The 26,667-nt window shown below is 71.0% G+C and carries 24 protein-coding genes; 6 read left to right on the forward strand and 18 right to left on the reverse strand.

Translation table 11 applies throughout. The features are described from left to right. Positions 1-65: 65 nt before the first annotated feature. Positions 66-1,010, forward strand: coding sequence for a Ppx/GppA phosphatase family protein (locus ABEA46_RS09340; RefSeq protein ID WP_345544164.1), 945 nt, complete (start codon positions 66-68; stop codon positions 1,008-1,010). 52 nt (positions 1,011-1,062) lie between these two features. Here the strand turns inward: ABEA46_RS09340 and ABEA46_RS09345 are convergent, their stop codons facing one another. The 17 genes from ABEA46_RS09345 to rplM all read right to left on the reverse strand — a co-directional run bounded on the left by ABEA46_RS09345 (position 1,063) and on the right by rplM (position 21,651). Next, entirely contained in the window at positions 1,063-4,563 is a 3,501-nt protein-coding gene (locus ABEA46_RS09345; RefSeq protein ID WP_345544165.1) for an alginate lyase family protein, read from the reverse strand. Positions 4,564-4,678: 115 nt separating this feature from the next. Further along, complete coding sequence (locus ABEA46_RS09350; RefSeq protein ID WP_345544166.1) at positions 4,679-6,268, reverse strand: glycoside hydrolase family 43 protein; 1,590 nt, start codon at positions 6,266-6,268, stop codon at positions 4,679-4,681. A gap of 16 nt (positions 6,269-6,284) precedes the next feature. Further along, positions 6,285-7,247, reverse strand: coding sequence for a hydroxyacid dehydrogenase (locus ABEA46_RS09355; protein WP_345544167.1), 963 nt, complete (start codon positions 7,245-7,247; stop codon positions 6,285-6,287). Further along, entirely contained in the window at positions 7,244-8,161 is a 918-nt protein-coding gene (locus tag ABEA46_RS09360; protein WP_345544168.1) for a family 43 glycosylhydrolase, read from the reverse strand. Before ABEA46_RS09360 ends, ABEA46_RS09355 begins: the two co-directional genes overlap by 4 nt. Further along, positions 8,154-10,268 carry a glycoside hydrolase family 36 protein gene (locus tag ABEA46_RS09365; RefSeq protein WP_345544169.1) on the reverse strand — a complete coding sequence of 705 codons (2,115 nt, stop codon included), beginning with the start codon at positions 10,266-10,268 and terminating at the stop codon, positions 8,154-8,156. Before ABEA46_RS09365 ends, ABEA46_RS09360 begins: the two co-directional genes overlap by 8 nt. After that, positions 10,265-10,993 (reverse strand): hypothetical protein, encoded by a 729-nt coding sequence (locus ABEA46_RS09370; RefSeq protein WP_345544170.1) that lies wholly within the window; start codon positions 10,991-10,993, stop codon positions 10,265-10,267. Before ABEA46_RS09370 ends, ABEA46_RS09365 begins: the two co-directional genes overlap by 4 nt. Then, positions 10,990-11,880 (reverse strand): carbohydrate ABC transporter permease, encoded by an 891-nt coding sequence (locus ABEA46_RS09375; RefSeq protein ID WP_345544171.1) that lies wholly within the window; start codon positions 11,878-11,880, stop codon positions 10,990-10,992. Before ABEA46_RS09375 ends, ABEA46_RS09370 begins: the two co-directional genes overlap by 4 nt. Further along, the gene (locus tag ABEA46_RS09380; RefSeq protein WP_345544172.1) at positions 11,877-12,911 is read right to left on the reverse strand and encodes a carbohydrate ABC transporter permease; all 1,035 of its coding nucleotides are present in this window, start codon (positions 12,909-12,911) and stop codon (positions 11,877-11,879) included. Before ABEA46_RS09380 ends, ABEA46_RS09375 begins: the two co-directional genes overlap by 4 nt. Before the next feature lie 64 nt (positions 12,912-12,975). Further along, complete coding sequence (locus tag ABEA46_RS09385; RefSeq protein ID WP_345544173.1) at positions 12,976-14,349, reverse strand: ABC transporter substrate-binding protein; 1,374 nt, start codon at positions 14,347-14,349, stop codon at positions 12,976-12,978. A 133-nt stretch (positions 14,350-14,482) separates the two neighbouring features. Continuing rightward, complete coding sequence (locus ABEA46_RS09390; RefSeq protein WP_345544174.1) at positions 14,483-15,523, reverse strand: LacI family DNA-binding transcriptional regulator; 1,041 nt, start codon at positions 15,521-15,523, stop codon at positions 14,483-14,485. Between the two features lie 73 nt (positions 15,524-15,596). Next, entirely contained in the window at positions 15,597-16,247 is a 651-nt protein-coding gene (locus ABEA46_RS09395; RefSeq protein WP_345544175.1) for a hypothetical protein, read from the reverse strand. A gap of 61 nt (positions 16,248-16,308) precedes the next feature. After that, positions 16,309-17,994 carry an alpha/beta hydrolase gene (locus ABEA46_RS09400; RefSeq protein ID WP_345544177.1) on the reverse strand — a complete coding sequence of 562 codons (1,686 nt, stop codon included), beginning with the start codon at positions 17,992-17,994 and terminating at the stop codon, positions 16,309-16,311. Next, complete coding sequence (locus ABEA46_RS09405; RefSeq protein WP_345544179.1) at positions 17,991-18,269, reverse strand: hypothetical protein; 279 nt, start codon at positions 18,267-18,269, stop codon at positions 17,991-17,993. The genes ABEA46_RS09400 and ABEA46_RS09405 overlap by 4 nt, the downstream gene beginning before the upstream one ends. Before the next feature lie 127 nt (positions 18,270-18,396). Beyond that, entirely contained in the window at positions 18,397-19,236 is an 840-nt protein-coding gene (locus tag ABEA46_RS09410) for a universal stress protein (RefSeq protein WP_345544180.1), read from the reverse strand. A 91-nt stretch (positions 19,237-19,327) separates the two neighbouring features. Then, entirely contained in the window at positions 19,328-20,686 is a 1,359-nt protein-coding gene (gene glmM / locus ABEA46_RS09415) for a phosphoglucosamine mutase (RefSeq protein ID WP_345544181.1), read from the reverse strand. A gap of 16 nt (positions 20,687-20,702) precedes the next feature. Then, a complete protein-coding gene (gene rpsI, locus ABEA46_RS09420; RefSeq protein ID WP_345544182.1) occupies positions 20,703-21,179 on the reverse strand; it encodes a 30S ribosomal protein S9 in 477 nt (158 codons plus the stop codon). 25 nt (positions 21,180-21,204) lie between these two features. Further along, entirely contained in the window at positions 21,205-21,651 is a 447-nt protein-coding gene (rplM, locus tag ABEA46_RS09425) for a 50S ribosomal protein L13 (protein ID WP_345544183.1), read from the reverse strand. 265 nt (positions 21,652-21,916) lie between these two features. Between rplM and ABEA46_RS09430 the strand changes: the two genes are divergently transcribed. Then, entirely contained in the window at positions 21,917-22,279 is a 363-nt protein-coding gene (locus ABEA46_RS09430; RefSeq protein ID WP_345544184.1) for a hypothetical protein, read from the forward strand. 49 nt (positions 22,280-22,328) lie between these two features. Further along, positions 22,329-23,183, forward strand: coding sequence for a hypothetical protein (locus tag ABEA46_RS09435; protein WP_345544185.1), 855 nt, complete (start codon positions 22,329-22,331; stop codon positions 23,181-23,183). Between the two features lie 34 nt (positions 23,184-23,217). On the opposite strand, the gene ABEA46_RS09440 is transcribed toward ABEA46_RS09435, so the two are convergent. Continuing rightward, on the reverse strand, positions 23,218-23,937 hold the full coding sequence (locus ABEA46_RS09440) for an endonuclease/exonuclease/phosphatase family protein (RefSeq protein WP_345544186.1): 720 nt from the start codon (positions 23,935-23,937) through the stop codon (positions 23,218-23,220). Positions 23,938-24,040: 103 nt separating this feature from the next. On the opposite strand from ABEA46_RS09440, the gene ABEA46_RS09445 reads away from it, so the two are divergent. The 3 genes from ABEA46_RS09445 to ABEA46_RS09455 all read left to right on the forward strand — a co-directional run bounded on the left by ABEA46_RS09445 (position 24,041) and on the right by ABEA46_RS09455 (position 26,602). Continuing rightward, positions 24,041-24,544, forward strand: coding sequence for a hypothetical protein (locus ABEA46_RS09445; protein WP_345544187.1), 504 nt, complete (start codon positions 24,041-24,043; stop codon positions 24,542-24,544). Positions 24,545-24,591: 47 nt separating this feature from the next. Further along, entirely contained in the window at positions 24,592-25,593 is a 1,002-nt protein-coding gene (locus ABEA46_RS09450; RefSeq protein WP_345544188.1) for a glycoside hydrolase family 6 protein, read from the forward strand. 121 nt (positions 25,594-25,714) lie between these two features. Further along, a complete protein-coding gene (locus ABEA46_RS09455) occupies positions 25,715-26,602 on the forward strand; it encodes a response regulator transcription factor (protein WP_345544189.1) in 888 nt (295 codons plus the stop codon). The last annotated feature ends 65 nt before the right edge of the window (positions 26,603-26,667 follow it).

Consider the following 26,667-nt stretch of genomic DNA (forward strand, 5'->3'; position numbering starts at 1 on the left):
GCCTGAGCCGAAACGGTCACAGCGGCCGGACTCCCTCTCGGGCAACCGACCGCTACTCTTTCTCCGTGCGCTTGGGAGTCCTCGACATCGGATCGAACACCGTCCACCTGCTGGTCGCCGATGTACGGCCCGGCGGCCGTCCGCTCGCGACCACGAGCCAGCGCACGGTGCTGCGCCTCATGCGCTACCTGGCGCCGGACGGCTCGATCACCGACGAGGGCGTCGCGGCGCTGGTCGCCGCCATGACCGAAGCACGCAAGATCGCCGCCGCCGAGCATGTCGACGAACTGCTCGCGACCGCCACGAGCGCCGTGCGCGAGGCCACCAACGGACCCGAGGTGATCGCGCTCATCGAAGCGGCGCTCGGACAGCCGCTGCAGGTCCTCGGCGGCGAGACCGAGGCCCGCTACACGTTCCTCGCCGTCCGTCGCTGGTTCGGCTGGGCGGCCGGGCAGATCCTGCTGTTCGACATCGGCGGCGGCTCGCTCGAGCTCGCAGCCGGGGCCGACGAGCTGCCCGAGGCGGCGGCATCCGTCCCCCTCGGAGCGGGTCGCATGACGATCCAGTTCCTCCCCGACGACCCGCCCGGCGAAGAGGCTGTCGACCGGCTGCGGCAGCACGCGCGCGCCACCCTCGCACCGGTGGCCGAGTCCTTCGGCTCTCTTGCGCGCCCCGATCACGTCGTCGGCTCGTCGAAGGCGATCCGGTCTCTGGCGAAGCTCGTCGGCTACCCGGTGCCCGGCTGGTCGGGGATCGAGCGGATGCTGCTCCCCCGCGCCGCGCTCGGGTCGTGGATCCCGCGCCTGGCCCGCATCCCCGCCTCTGCCCGCCAGGAGCTGCCCGGCATCACGCCCGACCGGACGTTCCAGATCGTCGCCGGCGCCGTCGTGCTGCACGAGGCCATGCGGGCGCTCGACGTCGACGAGCTCGAGGTCTCGCCGTGGGCCCTGCGCGAGGGCGTGCTGCTGCGCTACATCGAGTCGCTGAGCTGGAGCGCGCCCGGCGCGTGAGACACCCGGAGGCGAGGGGCCGCACGGCCCCTCGCCTCCGCTGTGTGCGAGCTCAGCCCGCGGGCGTGATGCTGCCGAACAGCCGCAGCTCGGCGACGCCCAGGATCTGGCCGTTCGCGATGCGGATGTACCGGTAGCCGGTGCCGGCCTGCACGCCCCAGCGCTGCCACTCCAGCGTCTTACCGGGCACGGCCGGGGTCAGGCGCGTCCAGCCCTGGAGATCGTTCGAGCCCTCCAGGCGCATGTCGGCGATGCGCGACGTGCCGTATCCGTCCTGACGGACGAGCAGCTCAGCACCCGTGAGCGTCACCTGCGCGCCCGCGCCGAAGTCCCACATGTTGCCGTACGTGCCGGCGTTGAGGCGCGTGTCGGAGTGCGTGGCGGCGTCGCCGTCGAACATCTTCGCCGCGTTCTGCGTCCACGCGGTGTCGACCGCGCCGTCGGGGCGCAGCACCTTCGCTGAGCGGAACGCGTCGTCGAGCAGCCCGGCCTCGGTCGACAGGAACAGCTTCGAGCCGTCCGTCGTCGCGGCGACGGGGTCTGCCGCCCGGCCGTCCGGGGTGGTGAACCCGATCGTGAAGGTGACCGCCGCTCCCGCCTGGGCCGACGCCGGCACGACCGCCGACGCCACCCATTCGCCCCCAGCGGGCGACGTGACGGTCGCGGGCTCGCCGAGCACCGTGACGGTGACGCCGGTGTTGCCGGCCGGACCGGTCAGGTGCAGTTCGACGCGGTCACCGGCCACGACGCGACCGGCCACGCCGTCGGGCGATGACATCGTGACGGTGTCCATGGCGCCGGTCGCCTCGCTGCGCACGCCGTCGATGCGGATGTCGGCGATGCTCCAGATGCCCGGGTACGCCGGGTCGGACGGCACGCCCGGCTCGTCGACCTGGAACTTCAGGAACCGGTAGCGCTGGTCGCGCACGTCCTCGCGCACCGGGATCCACTCGACGGCGGCATCCTGTCCCGCATTGGGGCGCTCGGTGAGGAGCGTCCAGGTCGATCCGTCGTCGGAGCCGTACACGTTCGTGCCCTCGGCCCGGTTCGGGAAGGTGTCGCGCGCCTGGAACCCGAACGCGTCCGAGGTCACCCGGAAGCCGGGGCCGAAGTCGAACACGATGCCCGTCACGCGCTGGTCGCCCCATGAGGTCTGGTTGTCGCCGTCGGCGAGGGCGCGCAGCTGCGACGACGTGAGCGCCGGAGCGGTCACGATGCCGGTGTAGTCCAGCGTGCCGTCGCCGAGCCTCGGGGTGAGCAGCCGCAGGTCGGCGATCGCGTCGCCCAGTCGTGCGAGCGCGTCCGCGAAGTCGGGCGTGCTCGCCGTCTTGCGCAGCTGCTTCGCCTTCGTCTGCAGCTCGTCGACCTTGAGCCAGGATGCCGTCGTGTAGAGCTCACTGCCGCCCTCGATGCCGTCCATCAGCTTGCCGATGGCCGAGGCCCGGTTGGGCGCGACAGTGATCGCGACCGGCAGCGCCGTCACCGCCGTGCCGTCCGAGGCGACGACGAGCACGTCGGCCTTGCCGTTGCGCGACGGAGTCCAGGTGACGGTGTCGCCCGACAGCGCAGCGCCCGCGGGCGCGTTCTGCAGCGCCAACTGCGCCTGTCCTCCACCGGCGTCGGTGGTCGCGAAGCTCCGCGTCCACGCCTCGCCGGCGACGGCCATGACGGCGACGCCCGGGGCATCGGCGAACACCGGCGGGGTGAGCACGCCGTTCGCCTGGGCCAGCACGCCTGCGACGTCGACAGCGGCCTTCGAGCCTGTCGCCTTCAGGAACACGATGTTGTCGCCCACAGCACCGGGCGTCTTGTCGACGTTCAGGTCCAGCCAGACGTAGCGCCACTCGCCTGAGGTGTCGGGGACGACGATCTCGGCGAACGGCGACTCCTGCGAGGTGCGGGCGAGCTGCAGCCGCGCCACGCCGTCGCTGCGCACCTTGACGCCCACGAGCGCAGTCTTGGTGCGGTCGGGCCAGATGACGCGGCGCACGGCGAGCTGCGCGTCGGCCGCCGCCGCGTCGAGCCGGACGAACGCGGTGCCATCGGCGTCGGTCCCGGCCTGCGCGCCCGCACCGAGCGCCGTGCCGAACGTGCCGACCGACAGCTCCGCGGACGGCGCGGTCGGGGCGACAGACCCCTCGACGTCGGCGAGCTGCTTCGGGAACGCCACCCAGTACTCGGCGCCGGTGTAGTCCGAGCCGCGGTCGTTCCAGAAGTTCTGGATGCCGGTCCCGTAGTAGTACAGCGGCCCGTCGCGGTGCTGGTAGAGCTCGGCGACGTGCGGGGCCTCGGCCTCGACGTCGACGCCGGCCACGTAGCGGTACTGCAGGTACGCCTCGCTGAGGGGATCCTGCAGCCGGCCACGGTACGCCTGCGAGATCGCACCGCCCTCGTTCGCGGGGATGTAAGGCACCTCTTCGCCCATCATGAAGGCGTCGAACGTGTCGGCGCCGGCGAGGATCCGGTCGTCCAGGAACCGGTACGGCGACACCGCGTCGGCGGCCGTCGAGACGGTGCCCGCGACGGGGTCGACCTTCGTGCCCTGGTTGTCGACGAGGCGTGCGAGCGCGACGAGCAGGTCGACGTCGCCCTGCCCGTGCGCCTGGTCGCGCAGCATCTCCATGTGCTGCACGAACGGTGCTCCCGTGGCGTTGCCGGCGGCATCGGCGGGGATGAGCCGGAACAGCGACTCGAGCGCGCCGTTCACGTTGCCGCCGTACAGGTCGTGCTCGCTCTGGTACCCCGAGTTGACGGTGAACCACTCGACGTACTTCGCGTACAGGTCGGCGTCGTCGAGGAAGATCGCGGCGGCCACCATGCCGATCACGCCGTAGAGGTGCTGGTTCCACAGCCGGTTCTGCGAGTACAGGAACGTGCTCAGCACCGGACGCACGAGGTTGTCCTCGATGCGCTGCTGGTCCTGGGCGGTCCAGCGCAGGTCGTAGCCGTCGAGCGACGGGTTCGCGGGTTCGGTGCCGCGCACCACCTCGGCGGCGATCAGCATGTAGTACAGCGGCACGCCGGTGTGGATGTGCGCGTCGGCGAAGTACTCGTACTTGGCCGGGTCGAGGCTGCTCCACGTGCGCAGGATGTGCAGCGTGTTCGCGCGGTACTGCTCGTCACCCGTGACGACGTACTCCAGCGCCTGCGCCATGGCGCCGAGGCTGTCGCGCAGCGCGCTCGAGCGCATGCCGGCACTCGCATACGCGTCGTTCTTCGGGATGTCGGTGCCGGGCTGCGCGTTCTCGGCCCAGAAGGTGCGCGACGCGTACTTCGTCTGGCTCATCGCGTCGTAGTAGCTCGCCCACGGGTCGACTCCCGCGAGCACCTGTGTGCGCATGTTCTCGAGGTGGTCGGCGGTGAAGCCGATCCCCGGGTGCGCGAAGCCGGCGTCGCTGAGCGTGCGGACGATGGCGGGAGGGGATGCCGCGGCAGCCGGCTCCTCGGCGCCCGCGGGCTGCAGGGCGGTGACCGCGCCGGCCACCGCCAGGGCTGCCGCGGTGACGGCGCCGATCAGGCGCCGCGCGCGGCTTCGTCGGTACTCGATCCTCATCGATCTCTCTTCCTGTCGCCGCGGTCGACACCGGCCGCGGATGGGGGTCCTGCCTTGTGGATAACGTTTGCCGCTTAACGATGACGTCCGCCGCGCCCGACGTCAAGGGGCGATCTCAGCCGATGCCGGGAAGGAACCGCAGGTCGGCGCGACCGAGGTCGACGGTCCAGCCCCGGCCGTCGAGGTCGTCGGCGCGCACGCCGAAGAAGAGCCCGGTGAAACGCAGCCGCGGGCCGTGGTCGTCCGACAGCGTCCACGCCGGCTGCGCGCCGGGGAGCGGCATCCACTCCTCCGCATCGGCGACGGACCACCCGCACCGCAGCTCGGGGCCCTCGAGATCGAGCCGCAGCCGCAGCGGCCCGTCGGGCACAGCGACCGGCGCCGACCTCGTCGTCGTCCCACCGTCACGACGCACGACCCGCACATGCCGGCCGTTCTCGTCGTCGTGCGTCACCTGCAGCCAGATCCAGCCCGATCGGTCGTACCAGGCGATCGGACCGGCGGCTTCACGCGGCGTCCGCGGCGAGGCGTCCAGGAGGACCTCGAACGACGCCCGATGCTCCTCGACGCGCGTGAGGATCATCGACTGGTCGAAGACGGATGCCGTCGAATGCCCGCCCCGCAGGCGCAGCCATCCGGGCCTCGCACGGAAGTCGGCCACCACGGCGGGCAGCGTCGCCCGCAGCGTCGACCACCGTCGTGTGTCGAGCGCGCCGGCGTCGAACCCGTCGGTCCAGCCGCGCGTGGCGGGTGCGGCATCCACCTCCTCCGCGTCGCCGGGGAGCGCGACGTCGACCGAGGCGTGATGCCCGCCGCCGGCGAGTCGCAGCCGGCCGTCGTCGTCGAACACGACGCGCTGCAGGCACGTCTCACGGCCCAGCGTGCTGTACCGCTCGCCGAGGTGCAGCGTGGGACGACTGGCCAGGTGCACCAGCATCCACTCCCCCTCGGGCGTCTGCACCAGCTCGCCGTGCCCGGCCTTCTGCAGCGGATGCCCCGGCGCGTCGCGCGTCGTCAGCACGGCCTCACGCGGATCGCGCTCGTACGGGCCGAGGAGGCTGCGCGAGCGCGCGATCGTGATGCCGTGGTTCCACCCGGTGCCGCCCGCGGCGATCAGCAGGTGGTACCAGTCGCCGATGCGGTAGAGGTTCGGTCCCTCGACCAGACCGTCCTCCCGGTACACGACCGAGGCGGAACCTGACGTGCGGCGCTCGTCGGGCAGGTACTGCTCGACGACGAGGCCCGAGAACGAGGGATGCTCGGGGCGCTGGTCCCACTGCACGCCGACGATCCAGTGGGTCCCGTCGGGATCGTGGAAGAACGAGAAGTCGAACCCTCGCGAGCCCAGGTGCACGGGCTCGCTCCACGGCCCGGCGATGTCGTCGGCGGTGACGAGGTAGTTGTCGATGTCTTTGTCGTCGCCGTCCATCGTGCGCACGATCGAGTACGCGAGCCAGAACCGGCCGTCGGCGTACGACAGGCTCGGCGCCCACACTCCGCCCGAGTCCGGGATGCCGCGCAGGTCGAACCCCTCGTCCAGGGCGTGGCCGATCGTCCTCCAGTGGACGAGGTCGCGCGAGTGGTGCAGCCGCACCGCCGGATGGAACTCGAACGTGCTGGTGGCGATGTAGTAGTCCTCGCCGACGCGCAGGATCGAGGGGTCGGGGTTGAATCCGCGCAGGATCGGGTTGTGGATCACGGGCATGGGCTCTCCAGGGTCGTCAGGGCACCGGGTGCGCGAACGGCTCGTCGGCGACGAAGCGCTCCGCCTCGGCGAGCGCGACTTCCCCGAGCCGGCGCAGCTCGTTGCCCATGGAACCCGCGAGGTGCGGGGTGAGGAACACGTTCGGCAGCGCGTAGAGCGGGTGCCCCGCGGGCAGCGGGTCGGGCTCGGTGACGTCGAGGACCGCCCGCAGCCGCCCGCGCTGCAGCTCGGCGACCAGCGCCTCCTGGTCGATCAGCGCGCCGCGGGCGGTGTTGATGACCGTCGCGCCGTCGGGCAGTGCCGCCAGCACCTCGGCCGAGATCATGCCGGTCGTCGAGGGCGTCTCTGGGGCGTGGATCGAGAGAAGGTCGCTGCGGGCGGCGAGCGCACCGAGGTCGTCGACGAGCTCGGCGCCGAGCTCGTCGGCGTCGGCGGCCGACGCGTACGGGTCGTACAGCAGCACCCGCGCGTCGCTGCCCCGCAGCTTCTGCAGCACGAGCCGGCCGATGGTCGACGCGCCGACGATCCCGACCGTGGTGCCGTACAGCCCGGTGTCGGGCAGCTCGGCCTCGCGGTCGATGAAGCGCTGCTCGGCGGTGTAGGCGCGCGACGCCCAGAACGCGTCCTTGGCGGCGAGCGTGATCATCGCGAGGGCGAACTCGGCGACGGGGATCGCGTTGGCCGCCCGCGCGGACGAGATGCGGATGCCGCGCCGCGCCGCCGCACCGTCCAGGGCGCCGTTGCCGCCGCTCCAGTGCACGACGCCACGCAGCGCGGCGAAGGCGTCGAGGTCGGCGGCGTCGATGGTCGCGCCCCAGCCGACGATCAGCAGCTCGACCCCGGACGGCTCGGGGATGCCGCCGAGCGAGGTCGCGGCATCCGTGAGGTCGATCTCGAGCAGGTCGCCGAGCCGCGCCTGCGTCTCGGCTCCGAAGACGAACGGAACGAGAGACGGGTCCATCAGCAGCGCGGCCCTCATGCGCCGAGCTCCGCGATGGTCCACTCGTCGCGCCACTGGAGCTGCACGCGACCGTCGCGGATGCGCAGCGGCAGCCAGACGGCCGGCGACTCGGCGAGGTGCGACGGGTCCCACCGGTCGCCGATGTACACGTACCCGTCGCCGACGGGCGCGACGACGCTGACCTGCGACTCGAACGTGTGCGTGCCCACGGGGGCGATCGCGCGCCACGGGTCCCACGGGCCCTCGAGTGCCGGTGCGCTCGTGTACATGTTGTCGTTCATGCCCCAGCCGGTGAGGTCCGAGCCGAACAGGAAGTAGCGGCCTGCGTGTTCGACCAGCGTGGGCGACTCGTAGCCGATCGCCGGGTTCGCCTGCTGGAGCAGGGTCGCCACGACCGACTCGACGCCGAGGTGGTCCTCGCGCAGCCGGTAGATGTGCAGGCCATGGTCGCGGTCCTCCGACAGCAGGTAGCCGACGCCGTCCTCCTGGAACACCCCGATGTCGCGGCTGAGGTTGCCGAGCGGACGCTCGCTGCGCACGTAGGTGAAGGGCCCCTCGGGGCGGTCGCCGATCGCGAAGCCCACGCGTGCGTAGGCGTAGTCGCCCCGCTCCCCCTCGACCGGTCCGTCGACGTGCAGCAGCATGACCCAGCGACCGTCGGGACGCTGCAGCACCTTGGGCCGCTCGACGACCCGGTCGGCGGCGATGTCGCCGTCACCCACTGTCAGGGCGTCGCCCTCGTAGCGCCAGCGCGCGAGGTCGTCCGACGAGTAGCACGCCACGGCCGTGAACCTGTCGCCCGCGGTCTTGTCCTCGCCCCACGCGAACCACCGGTCGCCGATCCGCTGCAGACCTATGCCGTGCAGCTGCGCCGTCCGGCCCCGATCGTCGACGAACACGCGCCCGGGGGCGATCGTGCCGCGCTCAGCCACGGGTCACCCGCAGCACGCGCGCCCCGATGCCCGCCGGCGTCGAGACCTCGAGCCCGTCCGACCCGGGTTCGAGACCCCACGGTGCCGCGCCCGCCGGGAACAGCACCTCGGCTTCCGCCACCCCAGGGACGGTGAAGCGGGCGGGTGCGGCATCCCGATCCCACACGAACAGCAGATCGCCGTCGGCGGTGTGCAGGCCGAGGCAGACTGTCGCGGCGTCCCAGTCGGGCAGACCCCGCGGCCAGAACGGGACGGCGGTGCGCAGGCCGTCGCGCAGCTGCTTGTGCAGCGCCACGGCCTCCGCAACGCGCGCCCGCTGGTCGGGCCGCACGTCGTCGAGGAACCCCGACAGGTACAGTCGCCCGCTCAGCCCCGTGACGAGGGTGAACGCCGTCTCTTCGTCGCTCATCCCCCGTTCGGGGTACGCCCAGTTGCCGCACTGCTCGGGAAGGATGGATGCCGGCGCCGAGGCCGCGATGGGCGGATACCGGCGGAAGTCCTGCTGGTCGCTCGTGGACTGCAGGTGCGTCACCGCGAGCAGCGCGTAGTCGGCCCGCATCGCGCCCGAGCTGCAGTTCTCGATCCGCAGCGACGGGTGGCGCTGCTGCACCCGCACGAGCCAGTCGCGGAAGGCCCGCGTGTGGGCCAGCAGGCCGTCCCCTGCCGTCGTCGCGAGGTGGTCCGTGCCGGCACCCGGGTTGATGTTGTAGTCGAGCTTCAGGTAGCGGATGCCGTACTCCTCGACCAGGTGGTCGACCGTCGCGTCGAGGTGCGCACGGGCGGCAGCATGCCGGAAGTCGAGGTGGTAGCGGCGGTCCTCCTGCACTCGGCGCCCGAACCGCTGGAAGAACGCCTCGTCGGGCAGCGCGGCCGCCGCGGGGCTGTCGATGCCGACGACCTCCGGCTCCAGCCACAGCCCCGGCGCCATGCCCGCGTCGAGGATCGCATCGGTCACGCGGCGCAGTCCGCCGTCCGGGAACCGTGTGGGCGCCTCGCGCCACTCCCCGACCGTCGACCACCAGTCGCCGATCGCGGGGTCGGCGAACCAGCCGGCGTCGATGCAGAACACCTCGACGCCCGCTTCGGCGGCACGGCGCACCAGCGGGAGCAGCTTCTCGGTCGTCGGCTGCCCCATGAGGGTGTTCATGAAGTCGTTGTACACCACCGGCAGGTCCTGCTCGCCGGCTGGGCCGCGCAGCAGGCGCCGGTACCGCGTGAGCTGACCGATCGCGTCGTCTCGCGAGCGAGCGGATGCCGCCACCGCGACAGGAACGGCGACGAAGGTCTCGCCGGGCAGCAGCTCATGCGCGAACTGATGCTCGAGGTCGGTCGGGCCGAGCAGCGACAGCACACCGCCGCCCTGCGCCTGGCACAGGTCGGCGTGCCAGCCCGCGCTCGTCTCGATCTGCCACGCGAGCGCTGCGCCGTCCGCGCGGACGAGATAGCCGCACGGCACGTGCTCGCCGCTGGACCACGCGCCGTGGCTCGTCAGGCTGACGTGCCCGCGGGCGTCCTGCCCGTGCAACGGCAGCGCGATGTCGGGCAGCAGGCTGCGCAGCGGCCTCTCGCTCCAGCGGTCCTCGGCGAGCCACTCGCTGGCCGCCGTGCCCCAGGCCGTGCGGTCGAGGTCTTCGGCGGCGTGCCCGACGCCGATCGTGGCGGACGACACCGCGGTCACCACGAACGGCTCGCGCCCCGCGTTGCGCACCTCGTTCTCGATGCGCAGGGCGACGGTCCCCCGCGGGGCGGTGAGCGTCGTGCGCACCTCGATCCCGCTCATGGCATCGGTCTGCACCACGACGGCACGCGTCGCGTCGTCGTCGGTCGTCACCGTCGAGCCCTGCACGCGCAGCCGCTCGCCGACGGCCGACCGCCAGTACGCCTGGCTGGTGCGGGCACGCTGCTCGCCGGCGGTGAACACCTCGACGAGTCCGACACCGGGGCGGCCCGTGAACGTGGAGCCGGGGACGACCAGGGCGGCCGGGGCGCCGGCATGCCAGCGCAGCTCGAACGCGCCCACGCGGGCGCGCACGGTCGCCGGCGCCTGCTCGCGCGGTTCAGCCGGCCCGACGATGACGGCGGAAGGATGGGGGGCGGCTTCGGTCACGGAGTGTGTCTCGTCTCGTCGGTCAGCGCAAGACGCAGGGCGTCGTTGCAGATGTGGATGCCGGCGCCGATGAGCGCTGGAAGGAACAGGGCGAGCGTCGGCCCGAGGAGCGGGATCGCGGTCGCCGCCAGACCGGCCGCGATCAGCAGCAGCCAGCTCAATGCGATGTGCGGTCGGCGCACGACCGCCTTCACCGCGGCGGTCACCGTCTCGATCGCGCCGTGGGGGCCGTCCGCGGCCGCGACGACGCACACGCCGACGAGCAGCGCCACGGCGAGTGCGGCACCGGCCGCCACCAGCAGGACGACGGCGTCCGAGCCGCCGAACAGCGCCAGGTCGTACGCGAGCACCAGGGCCACCGCGCTCGTCGTGACGGCCGCCCACCAGAGGTGGCGGCATCCGTACGCGAAAGCGGACCAGAACGCGCGTCCCGCCGCCGCGTCGCCGCGCTCGACGAGCAGCAGGCGGGAGCTGCGCAGCAGCGCGAAGGTCGCGGGCGCGACCGGCAGCAGCGAGGCAGCCCCCAGCCACACGGCCACGTGCGTCGCCTGCCACCCGACGAGGGCGGTGAACGCGAGCAGCGGGACGAGGCAGGCCAGGAACGACACCGACACCGTGAAGTACCGGAACACCGCGAGCACCGTGCCTGCGAGGGGCCCGTCGAGGGCGAGCAGCGCGCGGGCTCGGGCGAGCACGCCGGCGGGACGGGCGGACGTGGTGCTCATCCCTTCACCGCCCCGACCGACATGCCCTTGATGAAGTAGCGCTGGAACGCGGCGAAGATCGCCACCGACGGGATGATCGCGAGGATCGCACCGGTGTAGATGAGCTGCCACTGCGATGTCAGCAGTCCCACCATCCGGTTGATCGCGACGTTGATCGTGCCGGCCGACGACGAGTCGAGGAACACGAGCGGGATGAAGAAGTCGTTCCACAGTCCGAGCGCCTGGATGATCACGAACGCCGACGTGACCGGCAGCAGCATCGGGAACACGATCGACCAGAACGTGCGCAGGCGGCCTGCCCCGTCGATGGATGCCGCCTCCTCGACGTCGATCGGCACGCTCTTGAGGAAGCTGCAGTACAGCAGGATGCCGAAGCTCGCCGCCCCGCCCAGGTGCACGAGGATCACGCTCGTGAGCGTGCTGTACAGCCCGACCTCGTTGAAGCCCTTCACGAGCGGGATCATGCGCACCTGGAACGGGATCATGAGCCCCGCGATGAACAGGATGTACATGAACCGCGAGGTGCGACCGCCGACGCGCTCGATGCCGTATGCGGCCATCGGCACGATCGCCACGAGCAGCACGACTGTCGCGACGGTGATGATGAGCGTGTTGACGAGCGCCTCGCCGTAGTCGGTCTGCTGGAACAGCTGCACGTAGTTGTCGAGGGTGAACTGCGTGGGCAGCCCCATCGGGTCCTTCGTGATCTCGGCGTACGAGCGGAACGAGTTCAGCAGCGCGTAGATCACCGGGCTCGCGACGATCAGCACCAGCACCGCCAGCACGACCATCACCACGACCTGGCCGATCGTCAGCTTCTTGCGGGGGCGTGCCGACCGGCGGGGCGCGCGCTGCGGCGCGACGAGCAGTTGCGTCTCGGTGCTCATGCCTGGATCTCCCTCTTGCGCATGTAGGCGTTCGCCGCGACGGTGCTGACGATCACCACGACGAACAGCACGATCGCCGCCGCGCTGCCGAAACCGGCCCGGTACTCGCCGAAGCCGACCTTGTAGATGAAGAAGGCCATGGTCTCGCTGACGAACCCGGGCCCGCCCGACGTCAGCACCATGACCTGGTCGAAGATGGTCCAGCCGGCGATCATGGCGAGCGTCATGTTGACGGTGACGGCGCCGGCGAGCATCGGCCACGTGACGTGCCCGAAGACCTGGCGACTGCTGGCGCCGTCGATGCGGGCGGCCTCGACCAGCTCCTGCGGCACCGACTGCAGATTCGCGAGGTAGATCAGCGTCGTGTTGCCCCCGAGCGTGAAGCACGTGATGAACAGGATCACGCCGACGACGATCGAGCTGTCGCCCAGCCAGTCACGCGCCCAGTCCGGGAACCCGGCGTCGCGCAGGAAGGTGTTCACCGCGCCGAAGTTGTAGTTGAGGAGGTACTTCCACACCGTGGCGAGGATGAAGGCGCTCACCAGCGACGGGAGGTAGACGGCGGTGCGGAACAGCCCCTGCCAGCGTCCGACCTTGTCGAGCATCAGCGCGACCCCGAGCGAGATCGCGTTGACGATGACCGCGGACCCGAGCCCCAGGATGAGGGTGTTCTTGACCGCGTTCCAGAACCGGCCGCTGGTGAGGATCTCTTCGTAGTTGCGCACGCCGACGTAGTCGTAGTCGGGGCTGATGCCGTCCCAGTTCGTGAAGCTCAGCTGGAGCGACTGGAGCGACGGCACGATCACCATGAGCAGGTAGATCACCAGCGCCGGCGCGATGAAGCCGAGCATCACCCAGCGGGCGGAGCGGAACCGTCCGGTGCGGCGCTTGTCGGTCGCGGGTCCTCTGGGGACGAATGTCACGTCGTCGGCAACGCCCTCGGGCGCACCGTCGAGCGGTCCCCCGCCCGTCAGGCGGACGGCGGCGCCGACCACCTGGGTCTGACCCTGCAGGGCACTCTGATCTGTCATGGAGACCTCCTCGCCTCCGTTCCGCGGTGCCCGGGACAGCGCCCGGGCACCGCGTCACGCGTGTTCAGCCCGCGGCGACCGTCTTGTCGAACTCGGCCTGCACCTTGGCGATGGTGTCGTCGATCGAGGACTGGCCGTCCTGCATCTCGATGCGCGCCTGGCGGAAGAACGTGTTGAACGCGCTGAAGGTCGTCAGGTCCGACACGTTCTCGTACCACTCGAGGTTCGGGTTCTCGAGCAGCGCGAAGTAGTCCTTCGAGCCCGGGATCGACGTGTTGCGCTCGATCTCGTCCGACGCCACGATGTTGGGCGCGAGCCAGCCCTGCGACTCCATCAGGTTCGCGGTGTCGACCTTGTAGAAGTACTCCAGGAACTCGGTGGCCGATGCGTACTCCGCCTTGTCGTCCGCGGCCTGCGAAGAGATCGCGAGGCCGCCGGCGGTGTCGCCGTTGACCGCGTTCTTCAGCACGTTGATGGTGCCGTCCTCGGCGGGGATGATGAACAGCCCCGCGTCGAAGTCGGGGTCGACCTTGTTGATGTCGTTCAGGCGGCCGATGCCGGCCGACGAGGTCGCCATGACCGCCATGTCGTTCACGAGCAGTGTCGTGGTCTGCGCGTCCGCGGTGGACTGCCAGCCCTCGAGCACATAGTCGTTCGTGATGTCGAGCAGCTCCTGCAGCGGCTCGCGCAGGTCCTCGATGCTCGCCGTGCCGTTCTGGGCCGCGGTCCAGAAGCCGCCCTCGTCGCCGTACTTCGCGAAGTAGGGTGCGGCCAGCGGCTTCCACAGCTGGTCGCTCGGCCACACCTCGGCTGCCGCGGTGGCCAGCGGCGCATCGCCGTTCGCCTTGATGTCGGCGAGCAGGTCGAGGAAGTCGTCGTACGTCTCGGGCACCTCGAGGTCGTTGTCGGTGAAGTAGTCCTTGTTGTAGACGATGTTCAGGCCGATCTCGCCGTTGAGCGCGCTGTACGGCACCGTGTAGACGTTGCCGTCCTCGGCGGTGCCGAACGCCTCGGGCTGGATGAGCTCGGTGACCGACTCGGGGATCGGTGCGAGCTTGCCGGCGTTCACGTAGGTGAGGGTGTCGCGCATGTCGACGACGGCGGGCCAGTTGCCGGTGGCATCCATCGTCTTCAGTGCCGTGGCGTAGTCGCTGCCGGCCGGAAGCGGGTCGAGCTGCACGGTCGTCGTGTCGCTCTGCTCGTTGAAGGCCGTCACCACGGCGTCGACCACCGAGTTCCAGGTCTCGTCGCCGGTGGCGTAGAGGAAGCGGATCGTGGTCTTCTCTTTCGCGGTCGAGTCGCCGTCGGAGCCCGAGGAGCTGCCGCTGCAGCCCGTGAGCGCCAGCGCCGCGACAGCGATTCCCGCTGCCCCGACGACCCAGGGCGAGCGGCGGCCCAGATGGGCGCGCACCCCTGCCCGCGTCGTTGCGTCGTGCATGTGATCTCCCTTGATTCGTGCCGGAACGTTTCCGTCTCGGAGAGAGTACCCCAAAGTGGACAACGTTTGCCACTCATTTCCGTAAAGCGCTTTCCACCTGCGCGGACAAGGGCGAAGGGCGAGTGGATGCCGCCTACACGCGTGCGAGCGGAGCGCCGTGCACGATCGGGGTCGCGGTGAGCGCGATGGTCGCCTCGAGGTCGTCGCCGTCGTCCAAGGCGAGCTCCAGCGCCGCACCGCCGAACCGCTCCAGCGGGACCTCGACGGTGCTGAAGCCGGGCAGCACATCGCCGAGCATCGGCACGTGGTCGAACCCGGTCACCTCGATGTCGGCGGGCGTCGACACCCCGAGCTCCCGCAGGCGGGCGATCACGCCGACGGCCATCGCGTCGCTCATCGCGGCGATCACGTCGACGTCCGCCAGCCGGCCCCGCAGGTGCTCGACGGCACGGTATCCGCCGTCGCGCGAGAACTCGGTGTGCACCACGTCCTGCTCGTCGACCGCGATCCCACGCTCCGCGAGCCCCTCGACGAACCCGCCCACGCGCTCCAGCGCGGTCACCTCGCCCGACGGGCCCGAGACGATCGCGAAGCGCCGCTTGCCGGCATCCGCGAGCCCTTCCGCCAGCAGGCTCGCGGCGTGGCGGTTGTCGACGGTCACGGTCGGGAACCCGAGGTCGTTGTCGCCGATCACCACGATCCGCGCGCCGTGGTCGCGCAGCACCACGAGCTGCTCCTTGACGGCGGCCTCGCGCGCCGCGTCCGTGGTGCGGCTCGTGGCCATCACGACGGCGAGGTGGCGCTCGCCCCGCAGCTGGGTGAGCAGCTCGAGCTCGCGCAGCGAGTCGTCCCGCGTCGTGCGCACCGCGACCGAGACCCCCCGTTCCTCCGCCGCGTGCATGACGCCCGAGATCATGGTCGCCGACCCGAAGTCGTCGATGTCGCCCACGATGAAGGCGACGGTGTTGGCACGCCCGCCCTTGATCGTCTGCGCGGCCGGGCTCACCGAGTACCCCAGCGTGCGCGCGGCCTCTTCGACCCGGCTGCGCAGCTCGGGCGAGCCGCTCTGCTTGCCGCGCACGCCGCCGTTGAGCGCTCGGGATGCCGCCGGCACCGACACTCCGGCCAGGCGGGCGACGTCCGCAAGGGTGGCAGGCTTTGCACTCTTGGACATTCGTCTCCCCCGGGCGTGCGCGTTCAGATAACGCTATCCAGTATCCCGGATGCGGCGGCCGCGGCGTGCGCGCTCAGCCACCGGAGGGTCGTGCCGGCGGGTCGCTGACCACCGGCTGCGGCTCGACGGGCGTGCCGTCCTCGTTCCAGAAGACGGGGCCATCGGCCGGGAAGAAGAACATCGGCACCGCGTCCGGCCCCTCCGTCGCCGGGGTCCGGCGCCAGAGATCCTCCGCCGTGCCGTCGGGGTCGTCGAAGACCATCGCGTCCAGGGCGGTCCAGTCCCCCGGCGTGCAGGCCGCGTCAGCAGAGACGAGGATCTTCTGCTGATCGACCTCGACCGACACCACGGCGCGACCGACCGGGTCACCCTCCACGATCACGTTCCACTGCGCGCGGTCGTCCGAGCCGAAGACCGTCGTCTCGGGTTCGAGACCGAGCGCCGTGAAGGCCGCCGCCGCGTCGTCGCTCACCTGCTTCGGGTCACGTCCGTCCAGCGACAGGGTTCGTCGGTAGTCCGACAGGATGTAGCCGTCGCGCGAACCGTTCTTGCCCGGGCACGGCCCGGCGCCGGCGCCGTAGCCGCCGAGGGTGACATCCCACTGGCCGTCCTGGACCGCCATCAGCACGGAGTGCATCGCGTCGAACCTCGCGGTGAACCGCTGCTCGCCATCCTGATACAGCGCGTCGCCCTCCGGAGCGGCGGCCGCAGCACAACCCGTCATCGTCAACACCATTCCGACGGCCATCGCCGCCAAAGCCCGCCGTGCGGCCGGGGGCCGCCGTTCAGTAGTAGTAGCCATAGCTGCCTGTCTGCGCCTGGATCTCGAGCACCTTCGTCCAGAACGGGATGTCCGTCCCCTCGCCGCCAGGCTCCGTGCCGGGCTCACCGGTCTGGATGATGCTCGACACGTTGTAGAACGACTCACTGCCCTTCTGGAGATAGCCGCCCGGTGAACTCTCCCACGGGAAATTCGCCCCGCCGTGGGCGCTGTGCCCTGGCGTGGGCAGCAGGCTGTTGCCGTCGGCGTCGACGCCTCCGTTGCTGTCGAACTCCGTGACGCGGTCGAGCACCGTCGGCGACGTGCCGTGCCCGAACCCGGTGCCCTGGCCGACCGGCGCCCAGAAGTCGCGCTCCGACATCGTGGCGTAGATGCGCGGCGCATCGGGCGACTGCAGGTTCGTCCGCACATCCTCATCATCGGGCAGGCCTGCCGAGCCGACGGTGACGAACTTGTCGACACCCAGCCCGTCGGGCGCCGAGCCGATCGCGAGAGCTGCCGTCGTGCTCCCGTACGAGTGGGCGACGACATCGATCTCGCTATCGGGGAGGATCGCATCCAGCCCCTGCAGCAGCGATCGCAGGGCCGGTGCGCCGTTCTGCGCGCGCCCCATCGCCGGCTCTTCGGCGAAGTTCGGCGAGTCGTAGCCGAACCACGCGATGGTCGCCGAACCTGAGCCGACGAAGTCATTCAGGTCGCGGGCCGAGACACCCCAGTCCGCCATCTCCGACACCTGCGACATCATGCCGGGCACCAGCGTCGAAACGGTGGTGGCATCCAACGGCCCGTACCAGAGCGCCGCGGTGGTCTGCTCGGCGCCATCGGGGTCGAACGAGATCAGCCTGCCGCCATGTTTCTGCATCTCGTTCCACAGTACGTCGAGCTCGGTCGTGAGCGTGGCGTCGAGATCCTTCCGCGAGCGCAGGTCGCGCACCCGCGCTTCGTTCACGTCCGCGCGCACGTCGTACGGGATCCCGTCGAGATTCCCGATGATCTCGGGATGCTTCGCGATCAGCTCGTCGCGCAGCTCGGGGTGCTCGTTCCACACGGCGAGCACCGCGGCGGGGCCGTTCGCCGCGAGCAGTCGGTCCAGCAGCGAGCTCGCATCACGGCTCAGCGTGACGCCGCTGCCGCCGGCCAGCGCGGCGAGCGCGGCATCGTAGGCGGCGTCCCAGTTCGTGTAGAAGCTCTCCCAGCTCGCCCAGAGGTCGGCGAGATCGCGATCGGCGGTATCCCGTACCACCATGGCATCGCGTGCGTCCTGGTCGGCCGTCTCGATCTCGGCCGTCGTGCCCGAGTACGACGTCCACAGCGCCCGCTGCCCGGCATGCTCGAAGGCCCCCTGCGCACGCTGTGCGGCCGCATGGGCGTCTTCGATCTCGTCGACCAGGCGGTTGGCGGGCACGGCGTACGCGGAATGCGCGTCGGCGTAGCGGCTGAGCACCCGCGACAGCAGTTCGGCCTCGACGATGTCGGCCGTGAGGGCGGTCGAGGTCTGCACGGCGTCCGCACGGGCGGCGACGACGGCGTCGCCCTTTCCGGGCAGGTCCCGAACCGTCTGCAGGCTGGTGCGCAGCTCGGCGAGCCGCTGGCCCGCGCGGTCGAAGGAACCCACCCACCACGACATCGATCCGGCATTGCCGTCGATCCGCTCCAGCGGGTATCCGCGATTCGGTGACGTCAGGCTCACTTCGCGTCCGTCCCGCTCAGCTCGGCGTCCAGCTCCGTGTACCGATCGGCGATGTGCTGCACGTCCGCACCGATGCCGGACGCTTCCGTGGAATGGTCGCGGATGGCCTCGCGCAACGCGGTGAAGCGTCGGTGCATCTCCAGCCGGAGCCCGGGGCGATGCGCCGGGTTCTCGACCCCCACGTCGTCGCCGTTGAGCTCGGCCGCCGCCATCACGACATCCTGCGCTGCACTCTGCGTCCCCGACGCCGCCGACGTCAGCTCGGCGTAGAACAACTCGACATCCGACAAGCGCGTCCCCTCCCCATCGGTACGATCCTAGGGAATTCCCCAGATCACGCGATGGGTACCATGACCCATGCCCCGCCGCCGTGTCCTCGGCGACTGCGGCGTGCGGTCGGGATCAGCGCACGACGGCGGTGACCGTCGCGAGGCGGGCGAGCACCTCCTGGCTGATCGAGCCGAGGAGGAACCGCGCCAGCGCGCCGCGGCCGTGCGAGCCGACGACGGCGAGTCGCGCGTCGGCCGCCAGTTCGTTGATGATCTGCGACGGGTACCCGCGCTCGACGCGCGGATCGATCTCGAGGTCCGGATACTGCGAGCGCAGGCCGGCCAGCGAGATGCCCAGAGACTCCTCGGTCAGCCGCGCCAGGTTCTCGAGGTACTCGACGGGGTAGACGCCCATGTTGCGGGGCACCTCCAGCGGCGTCCACACCGACACCGCGATCAGCGGCTCGCGCAGCCGGTCGGCCTCGGCGGCGGCGAAGGCCACCGCCTTCTCGCCTGCGGGCGATCCGTCCACGCCCACCACGACGCCCGAGCGCCCGGCGGTGTCGATGTCGGGCACGACCACGACAGGGCAATGGGCACCGGCCGCGATGCGCAGGCCATGGGCGCCGCGCGCCGTCTTCGAACCCGGCCCGCGGTAGTCGCTGCCGATGACGAGCAGCGCGGCATCCGCCGAGGCGTCGAGCAGCTTCGAGACGGGGTTGCCGCGGTCGACGCGCGTGCGGATCTCGAATCCGTGCCCCGCGACCCTTGCCGCTTCTCCCTCGGCGCTCTCGCGCGCCTGCGCAAGAGCGGCCTCGACGATCGAGTCCTCCCCGACGGTCCCGACCGCTCCGCCGACGACAGCCAGCAGCTCGAGCGGACGCCGCGTCTCCGCGGCCCGCTGCGCGGCCCAGTCGACCGCACGGCGCGTGACCGCGGCATCCGTGATTCCGACGACGATCGCTTCACCCACGATGGCTCCTCTCGGATGCCCTCAGGCTAGCCCGATCACGCCTGGGCGCGCAGGAGCGCGAGCCGTGACAAATCGCCGGCCCGCGCCCCTTTCACAGTGCCAGGCGGTCGCGCACCACGTCGGCGAGCTCGTCGGCGTGACGCCGCGCCTCGTCCTCGGAGGCCGCTTCGACCATCACCCGGACGAGCTGCTCGGTGCCCGACGGACGCAGCAGCACGCGGCCCGAGACGCCGAGCGCCGCGGTGGCCCGGGCGACGGCATCCTGCACCACCTCGTCGGTGGCGGCGAGCGTGCGGTCCACGCCCTTCACGTTGATGAGCACCTGCGGGTACACCGTCATGACCGACGCCAGGTCCGCCAGAGAGCGCCCGGTGCGGGCCATCTCTGCCACCAGGTGCAGGCCGGTCAGCAGGCCGTCGCCCGTCGTCGCGAAGTCGCTCATGATGACGTGGCCGGACTGCTCGCCGCCGAGCGAGAAGCCGCCCTCGTTCATGCGCTCGAGCACGTAGCGGTCGCCGACCGCGGTCGTCTCGACGTGGATGCCGTGCTCGGCCATCGCCCGGTGCAGACCGAGGTTGCTCATGACGGTGGCGACGAGCGTGTCGTCCTTCAGGCGGCCGCGGGACTTCATCGACACGGCCAGGATCGCCATGATCTGGTCGCCGTCGACGACGTTGCCGTCGGCGTCGATCGCGAGGCACCGGTCGGCGTCGCCGTCGTGCGCGATGCCCACGTCGGCGCCGTGCCTGACGACGGCCTCGGCGAGCACGTCGAGGTGCGTCGAGCCCACGCCGTCGTTGATGTTGAGCCCGTCGGGATCGGCGCCGATGACGGTGACCCGCGCGCCGGCGTCGCGGAACGTCTCGGGAGAGACGCCGGATGCCGCACCGTGCGCGCAGTCGATGACCACGTGCAGCCCGTCCAGCCGGTAGGGCAGCGAGCCGAGCAGGTGCACGACGTAGCGGTCCTCGGCGTCGGCGAAGCGACGGATGCGTCCGACAGCGGCACCCGTCGGCATCAGCTTCTCGCCCGACATGGCGGACTCGATGCGCTCCTCGACGACATCGGGCAGCTTCACGCCGCCTCGCGCGAAGATCTTGATGCCGTTGTCGGGAGCGGGATTGTGGGATGCCGACACCATGACGCCGAAGTCGGCATCCATGTCGGCGATCAGGAACGCCGCGGCGGGAGTGGGCAGCACGCCGGCGTCGAACACGTCGACGCCCGATGACGCGAGACCCGCCTCGACCGCGGCGGAGAGGAACTCGCCCGACACGCGCGGATCGCGCGCGACGACGGCGGTGAGCCGCTTGCCGGCAGCGCGGCGCGCCTCGGCAGAACGGCCCTGGCCCAGGACGACGGCGGTCGCCTGGGCCAGGGACAGTGCGAGATCGGCGGTGAGGGGGCCGTTGGCCAGCCCCCTCACGCCATCCGTGCCAAAGATCGGCATGCGGAGGTGAAGCCGATCAGCGCTTCGAGTACTGCGGAGCCTTGCGGGCCTTCTTGAGACCGGCCTTCTTGCGCTCGATGACGCGGGCGTCGCGCGAGAGGAAGCCGGCCTTCTTGAGGGTCGGCCGGTTGTTCTCGACGTCGATCTCGTTGAGCGCACGGGCGATGCCGAGGCGCAGCGCGCCGGCCTGGCCCGAGGGGCCGCCACCCGAGATGCGGACGACGACGTCGTACGCACCGTTGAGGTTCAGCACCGTGAAGGGGTCGGTGATCAGCTGCTGGTGGAGCTTGTTCGGGAAGTAGTCCTCGAACGCGCGGCCGTTGACCGTGATCGTGCCCGAGCCGGGGATGACGCGCACGCGGGCGATGGCCTGCTTGCGGCGGCCGACGGCCGAGCCCGAGACCGAGAGCACGGGGCGCTCGGCGGCGACGGCGGTCTCGTCGACCGCGGTCTCGGTGGAGTAGCTGCTGGGGGTTTCTTCGATGTTCGCCATCAGTGTGTCCTGTTCTGTGCGGCGCTTACTGGGCGACCTGGTCGAAAACGTACGCGGTGGGCTTCTGAGCCGCGTGCGGGTGCTCGGCGCCCGCGTAGACCTTCAGCTTCGACAGCTGGTCACGGCCGAGGGTGTTCTTCGGGAGCATGCCGCGGACAGCCTTCTCGACAGCGCGCACGGGGTTCTTCTCGAGGAGCTCCGAGTAGGTGACAGCCTTGAGTCCGCCCGGGTAGCCCGAGTGACGGTAGGCCTTCTTCTGCTGGAGCTTCTGGCCCGTCAGCGCGACCTTTTCGGCGTTGATGATGATGACGAAGTCGCCCTGGTCGACGTGGGGGGCGAAGGTGGGCTTGTGCTTGCCGCGGAGGAGGGCGGCAGCGTGCGAGGCGAGGCGACCGAGGACGACGTCGGTTGCGTCGATGACCAGCCACTCGCGCTGGTTCTCGCCAGCCTTGGGGGTGTAAGTGCGCGTCACAGTAGTGCTGCTTTCTTGATTCGAACGGAGAGGTTCGTGAATCCCACTCCGGGGTGGTTCCTTGCCCGCTCGTCGAGCGAGCGAAGCGAGTCGAAACGCAGGAACACGCCAGTGGAGGGCTCACGTTCGCGGTGCCGGGTCAGCCGAGCCGGACACCAAACATCAATAGTACGTCAGAGGGCACCCTCCGTCCAAATGCGCCGGTTCATCGCTACGGTGTACGCGAGACCGTCGACACGGCGACGGCCGAGCGAAGGAGTAGCGCATGCCCAACCGCCCCCTCGGCGTCACCCTGGTCGCGATCATCGCGTGGCTGTCGGGCTTCTTCCAGATCGTCGGCGCCATCTTCGCCATCGTGTTCGGCCTGTTCATCACGTGGCCGGCGATCCTCGGCTGGCTGAGCCTCATCGTCGGGATCATCACGCTCGCCGTGGGCGTGGGGCTGTGGCGCGGCCGTCCGACAGCCCGCACGATCGCGGCGATCGTGTTCACCGTCACGATCATCCTCGAAGCCGTCGGCCTGTTCTCGGGCGAGAGCTTCTGGACCGTGCTCGGCGGCGCGATCCTTCCGATCATCGGGCTGATCCTGCTCTACACGCGCGACGCGCGCGCATACTTCGGCTCCTGACAGCGGCGTCCGGCGCGTTTCGTCGGCGCCCGGCGCTATCGTGACCGCCATGTCGCACATCGCCGTCTCGACGTCGCCGGAACGCACCTACCGGTACCTGCGCATCGGCGTCGCAGGAACTGTCGTGGCGATCTTCATCGCCGTCGTCCAGGCCGCCTCGACGTACGGCTGGCTCACCTCGATCAGCGACTACTTCTACACGCCGGCACGCGATGTGTTCGTGGGTGCGCTGGTGGCGGCATCCGTCGCTCTGTTCGCCCTCTCTGGCCGCGGTCTCGAACGCGCCCTGCTGGACGCCGCCGCGCTGTTCGCCCCGCTCATCGCGCTCGTGCCGACGACACTCGCGCCGGACTCGGTGCCGGGTGTCGTCGTGGCGTGCCCCGACTCGCCGAGGTGCTTCCCCGCCGCGTTCGAGCCGGATGCCGCGAACGGCGTCACCGTGTACCTCGTGCTCGGCGGGCTCGCGGTGCTGGTGGCGCTGCTGCTCGCGCTGCTCCGGCAGGTCTCGCTGGCGGCGGTGTGGCCCTCGCTGCTCATCGCGGTCGTCGTGCTGGCGGCGGTCGCGCTGACGTGGAGCCTGGCGCACGACCTGTTCCTGCAGCACGCGCATTTCGTCGCGACCACGGCGTTCTTCGCACTGTTCGCTGCCGCCGCGGTGCGCAGCGCCTTCCCACGGCGGGGTCCGCAGCCGTCACCGGTGTTCCGCGCGCTCTACATCGCGATCGCGGCCGGTCTCATCGTGCTGCTGGTGGCCTATGCGATCCTGCTGCCGCAGACGGGCACGACCGGTGTCCCGATCGTCCTCATCGTCGAGATCGCGGCGCTCGTGCTGTTCTTCGCGTTCTGGGTGGTGCAGGGCATCGAGAAGTGGCCGGACCCGGATCCGTCCATCATCGCCGGGTGAGGGATGCCGGCGGCCCGGCATCCGCCGGGCGGAGTCACGCCGCGCCGGACTCCGCGTCGGCGACCTCGACGATGCGGCGTACGCCGGTGGCGGGGCGCGCGGTCACGAGGATCGGCAGGTGGTCGCTGAGCCCCTGCGGCAGCGTGCGCACGCGGTCGATCTCGAAGCCCACCGAGGTCGCGAAGTCGTAGTGCCCGCGGAAGAAGCGGTAGCGCGTGTACGTGCGCGAGTCGCTGAGGTTCAGCTCGTAGCCCTGGTCGCGCACATGCTGCCCCAGGCGCTCCTTGAAGACCGGGTAGTTGTAGTCGCCGACCATGATCGCCGGCACGCCCTCGCCGAGCTGCTGCAGCTCGGCGAGCGCGGTGCGGATCTGGTGGCGGCGAAGCGAGTTGAGCGCCGTGAGCGGGGCGGCGTGGAACGACGCCACGATCACGTCGTGGTTCTCGTCGATGTCGTGCAGGCGCACCCCGAGCAGGCGCTCCTCGGCCGGCTTCAGCACACGGTCGTGCAGGGACTTCTTGAGGGCGAGCGCACGCACGTCCACGGCGCGGTACGTGTTCTCGCGGTAGTAGACCGCGAGCCCCAGACGGTTGCGCTGCGTGGAGTCGGCCAGGCGCAGCCCGGCGATCTCGTCGGGGATGTCGGTGGTGTCGGCCTCCTGCAGGCAGAGAGCGTCGGCCCCGTAACGTTCGACGAGGTGGCTGAGCTCCCCCGCCGCGCGGTGCTTGCGCAGGTTGTACGAAATGACCTTCATGGCGTGGCCAGCCTATGCCGAAGGGCTTGCCGGTTGGTGTCCTCCCGGCATCCGCATCCTGACCTCACAGCGGAATGTCCGGAACGCGATGTACGAAACCGGGATGCCGCGCCTCTTGGTATTCGTCACACCGAACCTGGAGGACCCCATGTCGGCAGCATCCACTTCCTCGCCCGTAGGCGATGTCCGCACCGACCTCGCCGCGGCGGTCGGCGCGAGCCGCACATCGCGCGAGGCCGCCGAGCGCGCCCTGCGCATGGCCGTCGCCGTCCGTTCGCGCGCGGCCGAGGCGCTCGAGCGCACCGCGCGGCAGCACGGCATCGACGAGAGCGAGCGAGCACGTCTGCGTGCCGAGTACGCCGCCGCCGACCAGGTCGTCGCCGACCGGCGGGCCGCCGTCGACACGGCGCGCGAGTTCGAGCGCGCCGCTGCCGTGGTCGCCGAGGCCTTCGACGCCGAGGCCTCCACCGCGAGCCCGCTCGCCGCGGCGCTGCGGGAGCTGATCGGCTCGCAGAGCGGCCGCACCGCATCGCGGAGCCGCAGCGGACGGACGGCCCGGCGCGCCGCGCCGGGCCGCGTGAACGCCGCTCGTCCGCGCACCGCCTGAGCCCTGGCCTGTCGCCCCCGGCGGGCCCGCTCTCGTAGAGTCGGGGCGTGGCCCTCTCGCGACGAACCGCAGCGTTCCTCGCAGCAGCGGGCCTGCTCGTCATCGCGGCGATCATCATCACGGTCGTCCTCGTGCGCGGCGCACAGGCCCCGCACCAGCCGGCGCAGGGCACCGTGGTGGTGGCCTCCGCGCAGTCGAAGGCGAGCGAGGCCGCCGCCGAGGCCCCCGACGGCAGTCCGGAGCAGGCCGCGGCGCAATACCTGAGCGAGCAGCCCACGGCCGTGTGGCTGACCCCCGAAGGCGATCCTGCCGACCAGGTCGGCGAGCGCATCGCACAGCTGGCCGTCGAGGCGCGCGAGCAGTCGGCGCGCATCGCCGTCGTCGTCTACGGCCTCCCCGGCCGGGACTGCGGCGGGCACTCCGCCGGCGGCCTCGAGGCGGACGCGTACGCGGAGTGGACCGACGCGATCGGCGAGGCGCTGCGGGTTGCCGCCGACACGTCGCCGATCGTGCTGCTCGAACCCGACAGCCTGGCGCTCGCTCCGGAATGCGGCGACATCGCCGAGCGCGTCGAGCAGCTGTCCACGGCGATCCAGGCGCTGTCAGCGGACAGCACGTGGATCTACGTCGACGGCGGCCATTCCGACTGGCTCCCGGCCGATCGGATGGCAGAGCTCATCGGACAGGTCGACCAGGCATCGCGGGCACACGGCGGGAGACGCATCCGCGGCTTCGTCACCAATGTCTCCAACTTCATGGTGACCGACGACGAGGTCGCGTACGCGCACGACGTCGCAGCGCACCTGGACGACCTGCACGCGATCATCGACACGTCGCGCAACGGCGCCGGGTCGAACGGCGAGTGGTGCAACCCACGGGGTCGCCTCGTCGGCGACCCTGGCGGCACCATCGGCGACGACGTCGTCGACACCAATCTCTGGGTGAAGCCGCCCGGCGAGAGCGACGGCGAGTGCAACGGCGGTCCGCCGGCCGGTCGCTGGTGGCCTGCGGGCGCCGTGGAGCTCACGCGGGACGCCGTGCCGGAATGACTCCGGACCTGGCCTTCGCCGCCTGTGTAGCATCGGGGATACTTGCGCATGCGTCGGGGGCCGCGGCTGGGGTCGGTCATCGTCGCTGCCGCATCCGTCCGTCCGGGAAAGAGAAGCACGCATGAGCACCCCTGCTGACGAGCTGAAGACAGCGGTCATCATCGAGGACGACGCCGAGATCCGCCACATCCTGGCGGAGGTGCTCGAGTCGTCGGGATTCTCGACGGTGTCGGTCGGCAACGGGATCGACGGCGTGCGCGCCGTGCTGACGTACAAGCCGCTGCTGACCACGATCGACGTGAACATGCCCGGCATCGACGGCATCGAGGCCGCCAAGCGCATCCGGGCCCAGTCCGACACGTTCATCATCATGCTGACGGGGCTCAGTGAGGAGGCGGACGTGATCGCGGGCCTCGGCGCCGGCGCCGACGACTATCTGCTGAAGCCGTTCCGTCCGCGGGAACTGCGCGCGCGGGTCGAGGCGCTGCTGCGCCGCTCGCGCGGCGTTCCGGCCTCCGCCTCCCCCGCCCCGGCCTCGCGGGGCAGCGTGGGACCGTCGTTCCCCGCCGCGCGCGTCGCGACGTCGGCGACCCCGGTCGTGCCCGTCGCCGCGGAGGTCGTCGTCCCGCCCGCGCCCGGCGACGCAGCGACGGCGGCCCCGGCGACCCTCAACAGCGACGAATGGCTCGTCCACCGCGATCTGCGGCTGCACCCCGAGAACCGCGTCGTGCTCGTCGGCGGCGACGAGCTGGAGCTGACGCGCACCGAGTTCGACCTGCTGGCGACGCTGCTCGAGTCCAAGCGCCGCGTGCGCAGCAAGGCCGACCTGACCCTGGTGCTGCGCGGCGAGTCGTACGTCACGAGCTACTTCGTGGGGGATGCCGACAAGCGCGCCGTCGAGGCGCACATGACGAATCTGCGGCGCAAGCTGGGCGACAGCCCGGCCAGCCCGCGCTACATCGAGACTGTGCGCGGCGTCGGCTACCGTCTCACCGCGGATTCCGTCTGACGATCGACGAGGCGCCCGCTCGCCCCAGACGAGCAGGCGCCTCATCGCCGGCCCCCGGGGGTGGC

This window comes from Microbacterium jejuense, from assembly GCF_039544225.1.
GTDB classification, from domain to species: domain Bacteria; phylum Actinomycetota; class Actinomycetes; order Actinomycetales; family Microbacteriaceae; genus Microbacterium; species Microbacterium jejuense.